The organism is Arcicella gelida, assembly GCF_034931025.1.
In the GTDB taxonomy this organism is placed as follows: domain Bacteria; phylum Bacteroidota; class Bacteroidia; order Cytophagales; family Spirosomataceae; genus Arcicella; species Arcicella gelida.
On sequence record NZ_JAYGIL010000011.1, the window covers coordinates 183,048 to 191,782 of the forward strand.

Consider the following 8,735-nt stretch of genomic DNA (forward strand, 5'->3'; position numbering starts at 1 on the left):
ATTATAACCGATAAATTCATATAATAACACCTAAAATTCATACTTAAAACGGTAAATCTTGGTCGTCCTCACTGAATGAAGGAAGGTCAGCAGCAGGAGTTACTGGTTTACTAGCTGGTGCCGAAGATGGTCTTGAAGAATCCACTGGAGCTGATGAACTTGGAGCGTCACCAGCTAAATCTATTCTGTAAGCTCTTAAATCTGTGTACCATCTTTCGTTGTATTCACGAGATTCTACACTAAAAGTAACTCTAAGTTTATCGCCTAAAGAGAAAGTTTTTAAATCTGCTGATTTGTCTCCCCAAGCAGTGAAACAAGCTTTTTTAGGATATTGGTCTTCTGTTTCAAGCACAAAATCTTGCTTAACCCAAGCTCCATTTTTTCCTTGACCGGTTACTTCATTGAGTACTTTTATCAAATTACCTTCAAATTCTAATGCCATTGTAATATTTTTTTATTTTTTACTTTGTTTGTTATACTTGATTTTCAAAGGTTTAAAAAAGACAAATGCAAACTTGACCCTTCGCCTTCTGAAAACCTTTGCAATTAAGCAAATTTTCTTTAATTTCGCACCATCATTAGGCAATGTGGTGGAATTGGTAGACACGCTACTTTGAGGTGGTAGTGGGAGTTATCCTGTAGGAGTTCGAGTCTCCTCATTGTCACAAAAAAAGCATCTTTGGAGTTTTCCAAAGATGCTTTTTTTATTTTATGTCTATTATTGTTTTTTTACTGGAGGTACAGGTGGTACTGAAGGTACAGGCGGTGTTGGAGGCGACGGTGGTTCTGGTGCATCTGGCGTTGAAATATTCATTGCACTATTAATTTTAGCTCTTATCGAAATAGGAAGATTCTTTTGTATTTCTTTTGCATGAAATTCAATTTCTTTTCCTAATGCTTCTATTGGTTTTGCTTCAAATTCAATCAATTTGCTCAGACTATCAATGGGTGCAGTATGAAAATTCATCTTCTCTCCTACCTTTTCCATTTGCTTTCCATACTTTTCTATTTGCTCTTCAAGCACATTCATTTGTTTTTGAATCTCTGCCATTTCAGACTCAGCATTTTTCTTTGCTTGCGAACCATTCTTTAGATTAATCATGCTGGTAGCAATTTTAGCTTGCTTTTCACCAAGTTTACCTAGCTGACTACCAATTACAGAAACCTTTCCTGAAAATTCATTCATTGGCTTGTTTTCTTCTGTAATTTTTTGAATAAATACTGACATTTCTTTTGAAAGTGCCTCAATCTTCTTGGTATGAGGTTCCATTTTCTTTTCAAGCATTTCAATGGCTACTAATTCTTTCGATACTTTAATACTATCTACTTGAGAAAGATGAACCTTTTCTCCATTGATATAGATATTTCCCTTGGAGATATTAAGGTTATTATCAAAGCGATGTTCAATGCTCTCAGTCTTTTTTATTTTTTTAGGAGGTTTCGGTGCATCAACTTTCTTAGGCGGTTTAGGAGCTTGTGGAACTGTTTGTGCATCCGCATTATTGGGAAAATTCACAAAAACCAACGTAGTTAATGCAAATAAAGACATCACAATAATACCTGCATAATTCACTGATTTTGTTTTCTTTACACCTAAAATTCTATGAACTCTTCCTAATAAAGTTTGTTTTTTCCCTGCAAAACCCATCGCCAAAGACATATTAGTTTGCTGTTGGAAAATCTCAACTTTTGTTAATGCTTTCGCTAAATAAACCTTATTTCCGCATAATTCAATCGCTAAATCATCACAGCAATTTTCTCTTTCTTCACGAATATTCGCAGAAATCCACCAAGTAGCAGGATGAAAGAAAAATATAATTTCAACCAATGATTGTATAATGTTTACTAAATAATCATGACGTTTGATATGAGCCAATTCATGTGCTAAAACGGCTTCAAGTTCTTTATTTGACAAACCTGTAATTAAACCAATTGGCAATAAAATAACTGGTTGCAAGAAACCAATCGTCATTGGACTAGTTGCCAAAGAAGATTCTAATAAATTAATTCCTTTTTTAATGTTTACTTTTTCTAAAAGCTGATTAAAAAGTACTAACGTATCGCCTTGAATGGTTTTGGTGTATTTCCAACGCAATTGTTCTGTATAAAAATAACCTCCCATCAACCTGATAGACAAAAATAACATTCCAATCATCCAAGCACTTACAAATACATTTACATTTTCTGAAAACAATATTTGAAAATCCATCCAAATACTTGTATTTGAGGCAACTGTAGATGATGTACTTAAATTAGTTTGAGCAATTTTATCGAAAGTAAAATTAGTTTGAGTGATTGATGAAACTGAATTTTCTTCAAAAACAATTAAAAAAGTAATGATACTTGCAAAAACCTGAAAAAGTAAACTCGCAAAACCAAACCAATATTTCTTAATTGCCGAGTTCTTAACAAAAAAGAATACAGCCTTTAGAACAATGGCAAGTGCCATTAATTGCCAAACTGAGTGAAGTAATGTCCAACCAACGGCTGACATTACATTTTCTGGGAAAAAATTCAAAATTGAGTTCATTGATTTAGAAAGGGGTTAAATATGAGGTTAGTTAAATTAGGTTTAGGCATTTTGTTCAATTTGAGCAATGAGTTTTTTGATTTCATCCAATTCTTCTTTCGAAGCTTGGTGATTTCCCAAAGTTTGCATCACCAATTTCATGGCTGAACCACGAAAAGCAGTATCCACAAATTTGTCAACTAAAAATTGTTGCGTGGCTTCTTCAGTAATGGCGGCTTCGTACAAGTGATAACGCCCCTCCTCTATACGTGAAACAATTTTCTTTTCAAACATGATTTGAAGTAACTTCAAAGTTGTTGTATAGCCAATGTCTCTTACTTTCGAAAGTTCATCATTTACTTGTCTGACACTGGCTTGACCCAATGACCAAAGTACTTGAAGAATTTGTAATTCTGATTCTGTAGGTTTGATAGCTTCCATTTCAATAATAATATTTGTTACGAATGATTTCGTAACAAATATACTACGAAAGAATTCGTACAAACAAATTTATCTACGAATATTTTCGTAAATAAATTCAAAATGGCATTTATTTACTTTAAACGGTAAATATTCAGGCTGAAATTTATTCAGATTTATCGAATAAAGAAGGGATTGTAAGCGGTTTGGGACGTGGAGGCGTTTCATAAAGTAAAGCTTTGTCCACTTGGTTAATGACAAAAGCCAAATCTTCTGCGTTATTTAAGTAATCTAACTCGTTAACATCTAAAATCAATAATTTACCATAAGTATAGTTTTCGGTAAAATTATCATAGTGTTTATTCAAATCTTGTAAATAATCAATAGAAATATTTGCTTCAAAATCTCTTCCTCTTTTTTTAATCTGAGAAATCAATTTAGGCATATCAGCTTTTAAATAAATCGTTAAATCTGGTGCTTTTACGGAAGTCATCATCAAATCGAAGATTCCTTTATAAGTAAGATAATCGTTTTCCGACATGATTCCGCCTTCATACAAATTCTGAGCAAAGATGTAGGCATCTTCATAAATCGTTCTATCTTGAATAATTCTTTTATTAGACTGTTGAATTTGTAATACTTGTTCGTATCTACTTTTCAAAAAATACAATTGCAAATGAAAAGCCCAACGTGGCATATCTCCATAAAAATCAGCTAAATATGGATTTCCCTCCACAGCCTCAAATAATACTTCCCATCCAAAATGATCCGCTAATTTTTTCGCTAGTGATGTTTTCCCAGCTCCGATATTTCCAGTTACGGCAATGTGCATTGTATTTTTATTAAATTGATGAATTTGATTTTAGATGCAAATTTCAGGCTTTTTAACATCAAAATCAAAAAACGGACTGCTCTTCTGAGGATTAAATAAAGGATTAGATTGAAATCAAAAAAATAGCCTTCTTATCCGAAGGCTACCATTCATCTAATATTTATACTTTTTCAGAAACTTCAATCTTTTACTTACTGCTTTAATCCATTCACGAGCCATCAATTCATGTCCAAAAACAGTTGGATGAATTCCATCCCAAACCCAATATTCATCTGGTGCATTTTTAAAGGCTTTTTCGAACATTGAAGGATAATCAATCAAAACTGCATCATATTCTTTCGCAAGTTTTTTGACAACCTCGGCTCTATCATTTGTTTCTTTTTGCCAAATGTCCCAATTATCTTTTCTACCCTTAATTGCATAAACAAATGGAATGCCTAATACAAATAGAATATTCGGGTTGTTTTGTTTACATTGGTCGAGTAAATCTCTGTAACCAATTTCAAATTGTTCAAGATTGGGTGCCTCCTCTGGTTTACGAATTAAAGCATTTACATCGTTAATACCGATCAGTAAACTCAATACATCAGGTTTTAAATCAAGCGTTTCTTCTTTCCAACGTTTTTGTAAATCTGGAATTCTATTTCCACTGATTCCTCTATTATAAAAAGAAAAACCTGCCTCAGGAAAATCAGCTCCTATCCTACTGGCTACTCCATACGCATAACCATGCCCCATAATGTGATTGGGATCGGTATTTCTACCTCTGTTTCCATCAGTAATAGAATCTCCCTGAAAAAGAAAAGTAAGTTTTGTTTCCATCTCAAAATTTGTAGCAGAAACATTATTACTTTTTAAGCTCATTGCTATAGATGATATTGCTGAGGATTGTAAAAATACTCTTCTTGAAAAAATGTTTTTCATAAATAATGGTTTAAAATCTTTATCTAATTAAAATACAATTTCAGTAAAATGTACTTATCAATCAAAGATTTTATTCTTTGTTTTCTTTCAAAAGGTTTTTATGATTTCTTTGTTGTACTCAAATGCTATGTTTGAGGTTCAATTATCCAATTATCTGTAAAAACATTTTCATTTCAAATCATGAAAAAATTATTATCCTTATTACTTTTTATTTTGATTGCCCTGACAATTCATGCACAGAAAAAGTCAAGTGCTGGCAATCCCGTTTTTCAAGGTTGGTATGCCGACCCAGAAGGAATAATATTCAATAAAACTTACTGGATTTACCCAACTTATTCTGCTCCTTACGATAAACAAGTATTCTTCGATGCTTTTTCATCCAAAGATTTAATTACTTGGACGAAGCATTCTAAAATTTTAGATACTTCTAACGTAAAATGGGCTAAACGTGCCGTTTGGGCTCCATCAATCATTGAAAAAGGTGGTAAATATTTCCTATTTTTTGGTGCAAACGATATTCAAAGCGATAAAGAATATGGTGGCATTGGCGTAGCTGTTGCCGATAAACCTTCAGGCCCTTTTAAAGATTACCTTAAAAAACCTTTAATTGATAAATTCTATAATGGTGCTCAGCCAATCGACCAATTTGTTTTTAAAGATAAAGATGAGTACTATTTAATTTATGGTGGCTGGAGACATTGTAATATTGCTCATTTAAAAAAAGACTTTACAGGTTTCATTCCTTATGAAGACGGAAGTATTTTCAAAGAAATTACGCCAGAAAACTACGTTGAAGGGCCATTTATGTTTAAAAAGAATGGAAAATATTACTTCATGTGGTCGGAAGGTGGTTGGACTGGTCCAAATTACTCTGTGGCTTATGCCATTGCAGATTCTCCTTTTGGTCCTTTCAAAAGAATTGGTAAAATTTTACAACAAGACCCAAAGATTGCTACAGGTGCGGGGCATCATTCAGTGATAAAAAATCCCAAAACAGACGATTGGTACATTGTTTATCATAGAAGCCCATTGACTGAAAAAGATGGTAATTCAAGAGTTACTTGTATTGATAAAATGTTTTTTGATGAAAATGGTTTGATTAAACCTGTCATCATTACGAATGAAGGTGTTGAGGTGAAATTGATTAAATAAGTTGTTAACACCGATTAGTATATCAATTTAAAATATTTTAATCGGTGTTTTACCCCGAAAACTAATAATAGTCATAGTTATTCAAGTCCTTTCAGGCGAATTTCGAGCTTTTCAATAAAAGCTTAAATGTATGAACCTAGAAAGAATTCAAAATACTGATTTATTAGACAAAGTTATTACTGCCAAAGAGGCTGCTTTATTTTTCGAAAACGGAATGGTGGTTGGTTCTAGTGGCTTTACTCGTGCTGGTGATAGTAAAGTTGTTTTAAAAGCTTTAGCCGATAGAGGAAAAGAGGCACAATTAAAAATTACTTTAATCACTGGGGCTTCGTTAGGGCATGATATTGATGGTATTCTCGCAGATACTGGTATGCTTGCTAAAAGAATGCCTTTTCAATCTGATGCTGTATTAAGAAAACATATCAATGCTGGCGAAGTATTGTTTATCGACCAACATTTAGGCGAAACTGCCGAACTTATTAATAACCATCATCTCCCTGAAATAGACATTGCTGTTATCGAAGTTGCAATGATTAAAGCCGATGGCAGTGTTGTGCCAACTACTTCTATAGGAAATTCGGCTACATTTATTCAAAACGCAAAAAAGATTATCCTTGAAGTAAATCTTACTATTCCTACCAACATTGAAGGTATTCATGATATATTTTTTGCTGGAGATTACCCTCATCGTGCCATTATTCCTATCACACAAGCCAATTCTTTAATTGGTACTACCAGTATTCCATTAGATGTTTCTAAAGTTATCGGTATTGTTTATACGAATGTTGCGGATAGTCCCGCTAGTATAGCTGAGCCTGATACAAAAACCATTGCCATAGCCAACTTTTTATTAGATTTCCTCAGAAATGAAGTAAAACACGGACGATTAACTACTTCATTATTGCCTTTACAGGCAGGTATTGGTAAAGTTGCTAATGCCATTCTTGAAGGTTTCGTCAACAGTGAGTTTAATAATCTTACGATGTATTCAGAAGTTCTACAAGACAGTACTTTTGATTTGATAGATGCAGGTAATTTAACTTTTGCTTCTGCGTCTTCTATTACTGTTTCCGAAAAATGTTATCAGCGTATCTTTCAAAATTTTGATAGCTATAAAAACAAAATTCTCTTACGTCCTCAAAACATCAGTAATGCCGCTGAAGTGATTCGACGTTTAGGAATCATTGCTATTAATACTGCTATTGAATGTGATATTTATGGAAATGTGAATTCAACCCATGTTTACGGTACTAAAATGATGAATGGCATCGGTGGTTCTGGCGATTTTGCAAGAAATTCCTATCTCTGCATTTTTGTAACACAAGCTGCTTCTAAAGGTGATAATATTTCACATATCGTTCCGATGGTTTCGCACGTAGATCATTCCGAACACGATGTAGATATTATTGTTACTGACTATGGTTTGGCAGATTTAAGAGGTTTATCTCCTCGTGAAAGAGCTGTAAGAATTATTCAAAACTGTTCACATCCAGATTATAGACCTCATTTGTTAGATTATTTCCAACGTGCTTGTCTTCAAGGCGGACATACTCCACATTTACTCAATGAAGCCCTTTCTTGGCAAGCAAGATTGATCGAAACTGGAAGTATGAAGATATAAAACTAAAAATCAATTATCAATAAGGCTGGACTTAAGTCCAGCTCTATTGATAATTGATACAATAAATTTCTTCTATTATTACTCCTCCTCCTTCATCAATACATTTAATCTGTTAACTTTTCCTAATTTCACCCTAAAGGCTTCAATAGTTTGAGAACTAGACTTAAGTCATTCTTTGACTAGCAAAATTGATTGAAACTAAAGATAAATTATCAATTGGTCAGGACTTAAGTCCTGACCAATTGATACAATAAGTTTCTGCTTTCATTCCTCTTCTTCCTTCATCATCACATTTAATCTATTAATCTTTCCTAATTTCACCCTAAAATTTTCAATCGTTTGAGGTTTAAACCCTTTTGCTTCAATGGATATTCGATACATACCCAAAGCAATGGGTTTTATGATAAAATTTCCTTCTTTGTCACTTTGAGTGTTAGTATTTGTTTTACCATTAAATATAATTGTTGCTCCTTCAATTGCTTTTCCATCAAACGCTGTACTAATATTTCCTTTTACTTGAGTACTTGTACTATTGGGAGCATCAATTTTTCTAATATGTTTATAGGCATTGTAAAAGTCAGGATTAGATTTCTGAAAAAGAACCGCCAATTTATCTAAACGATTACTTAATAAAGCATCTGCTTCTGCCATTATTTCGGATATTTTATCTAAATAAATAGATTTCTCAGACCTTATAATTCTTATTTTAGGTAATACTGCTTTAAAATGAAGAATTGCTTGCTCAAAGGCTTTAATCTTTTCAGTATCGATACCATAATCAACAATTGCTTCTCGATTTGCTTCAGCAGCTACATAAATATTTTGCATTGTAGGTAATATTAAGTCTTCTCTTAATCTAAATAGTTTAGTGTAAGAATAATTAACCTCTTCCATTAATACCATTTTTTTCTGGGTAGAAGCAAAAGCATAAATAATACCTGCAATATCCGAAGCCATTCTACAGAGATTCTCTTTAACTAATTGCTTATCATTAGTAATACCAGTAGTTTCTTTAATTTGTTGCCCTAAATAGAATTGAATTTCCTCAATTTGTGAGTTGAACAGTGCTAAACTTTCAGTAAAAGCTAAATTACTTGATACAATAGACGAATTGCTTTTACACAGTAATTGTACACCTTGGTACATACTTAATTTGGACGGAAGTGTTCATTCAACTGTGTCAGTTGATTTATTGAGTTAGGGGGCTAGCCCCCTAACTCAATAAATCAACTTGTGAAATTCTGTCTTCAAATGTAATGATTAGTTCTGCACGCATT

The 8,735-nt window shown here is 33.0% G+C and carries 8 protein-coding genes and 1 tRNA gene; 3 read left to right on the forward strand and 6 right to left on the reverse strand.

The genetic code is table 11. The features are described from left to right. Nucleotides 1-43: 43 nt before the first annotated feature. Nucleotides 44-442: a DUF3127 domain-containing protein gene (locus VB776_RS11315; RefSeq protein WP_323329053.1), complete on the reverse strand. Its 399-nt coding sequence runs from the start codon at nt 440-442 to the stop codon at nt 44-46. Nucleotides 443-581: 139 nt separating this feature from the next. Between VB776_RS11315 and VB776_RS11320 the strand changes: the two genes are divergently transcribed. After that, a tRNA-Leu gene (locus VB776_RS11320) sits at nt 582-665 on the forward strand. Nucleotides 666-718: 53 nt separating this feature from the next. Here the strand turns inward: VB776_RS11320 and VB776_RS11325 are convergent. From VB776_RS11325 to VB776_RS11340, 4 genes are all read right to left on the reverse strand, one after another. Further along, a complete protein-coding gene (locus VB776_RS11325; RefSeq protein ID WP_323329055.1) occupies nt 719-2,530 on the reverse strand; it encodes a M56 family metallopeptidase in 1,812 nt (603 codons plus the stop codon). A 42-nt stretch (nt 2,531-2,572) separates the two neighbouring features. Then, nucleotides 2,573-2,941, reverse strand: a complete 369-nt coding sequence (locus VB776_RS11330) for a BlaI/MecI/CopY family transcriptional regulator (RefSeq protein WP_184135759.1) — start codon at nt 2,939-2,941, stop codon at nt 2,573-2,575. 154 nt (nt 2,942-3,095) lie between these two features. Then, nucleotides 3,096-3,761: a deoxynucleoside kinase gene (locus VB776_RS11335; RefSeq protein WP_323329057.1), complete on the reverse strand. Its 666-nt coding sequence runs from the start codon at nt 3,759-3,761 to the stop codon at nt 3,096-3,098. Nucleotides 3,762-3,914: 153 nt separating this feature from the next. Next, complete coding sequence (locus VB776_RS11340) at nt 3,915-4,685, reverse strand: SGNH/GDSL hydrolase family protein (protein ID WP_323329059.1); 771 nt, start codon at nt 4,683-4,685, stop codon at nt 3,915-3,917. Between the two features lie 180 nt (nt 4,686-4,865). Between VB776_RS11340 and VB776_RS11345 the strand changes: the two genes are divergently transcribed. Further along, complete coding sequence (locus VB776_RS11345) at nt 4,866-5,837, forward strand: glycoside hydrolase family 43 protein (protein WP_323329060.1); 972 nt, start codon at nt 4,866-4,868, stop codon at nt 5,835-5,837. 130 nt (nt 5,838-5,967) lie between these two features. Next, the gene (locus VB776_RS11350; RefSeq protein ID WP_323329062.1) at nt 5,968-7,458 is read left to right on the forward strand and encodes a succinate CoA transferase; all 1,491 of its coding nucleotides are present in this window, start codon (nt 5,968-5,970) and stop codon (nt 7,456-7,458) included. A gap of 264 nt (nt 7,459-7,722) precedes the next feature. Here VB776_RS11350 and VB776_RS11355 read toward each other — a convergent pair whose 3' ends face one another. After that, nucleotides 7,723-8,604 carry a carboxypeptidase-like regulatory domain-containing protein gene (locus VB776_RS11355; RefSeq protein WP_323329064.1) on the reverse strand — a complete coding sequence of 294 codons (882 nt, stop codon included), beginning with the start codon at nt 8,602-8,604 and terminating at the stop codon, nt 7,723-7,725. Between the last annotated feature and the right edge of the window lie 131 nt (nt 8,605-8,735).

What these genes read in the sequence shown, in the direction of transcription:
- VB776_RS11315 (WP_323329053.1), bottom strand. Translation starts at nt 442, where the DNA reads ATGGCATTAGAATTTGAAGGTAATTTGATAAAAGTACTCAATGAAGTA.
- VB776_RS11325 (WP_323329055.1), bottom strand. Translation starts at nt 2,530, where the DNA reads ATGAACTCAATTTTGAATTTTTTCCCAGAAAATGTAATGTCAGCCGTT.
- VB776_RS11335 (WP_323329057.1), bottom strand. Translation starts at nt 3,761, where the DNA reads ATGCACATTGCCGTAACTGGAAATATCGGAGCTGGGAAAACATCACTA.
- VB776_RS11340 (WP_323329059.1), bottom strand. Translation starts at nt 4,685, where the DNA reads ATGAAAAACATTTTTTCAAGAAGAGTATTTTTACAATCCTCAGCAATA.
- VB776_RS11345 (WP_323329060.1), top strand. Translation starts at nt 4,866, where the DNA reads ATGAAAAAATTATTATCCTTATTACTTTTTATTTTGATTGCCCTGACA.
- VB776_RS11350 (WP_323329062.1), top strand. Translation starts at nt 5,968, where the DNA reads ATGAACCTAGAAAGAATTCAAAATACTGATTTATTAGACAAAGTTATT.
- VB776_RS11355 (WP_323329064.1), bottom strand. Translation starts at nt 8,604, where the DNA reads ATGTACCAAGGTGTACAATTACTGTGTAAAAGCAATTCGTCTATTGTA.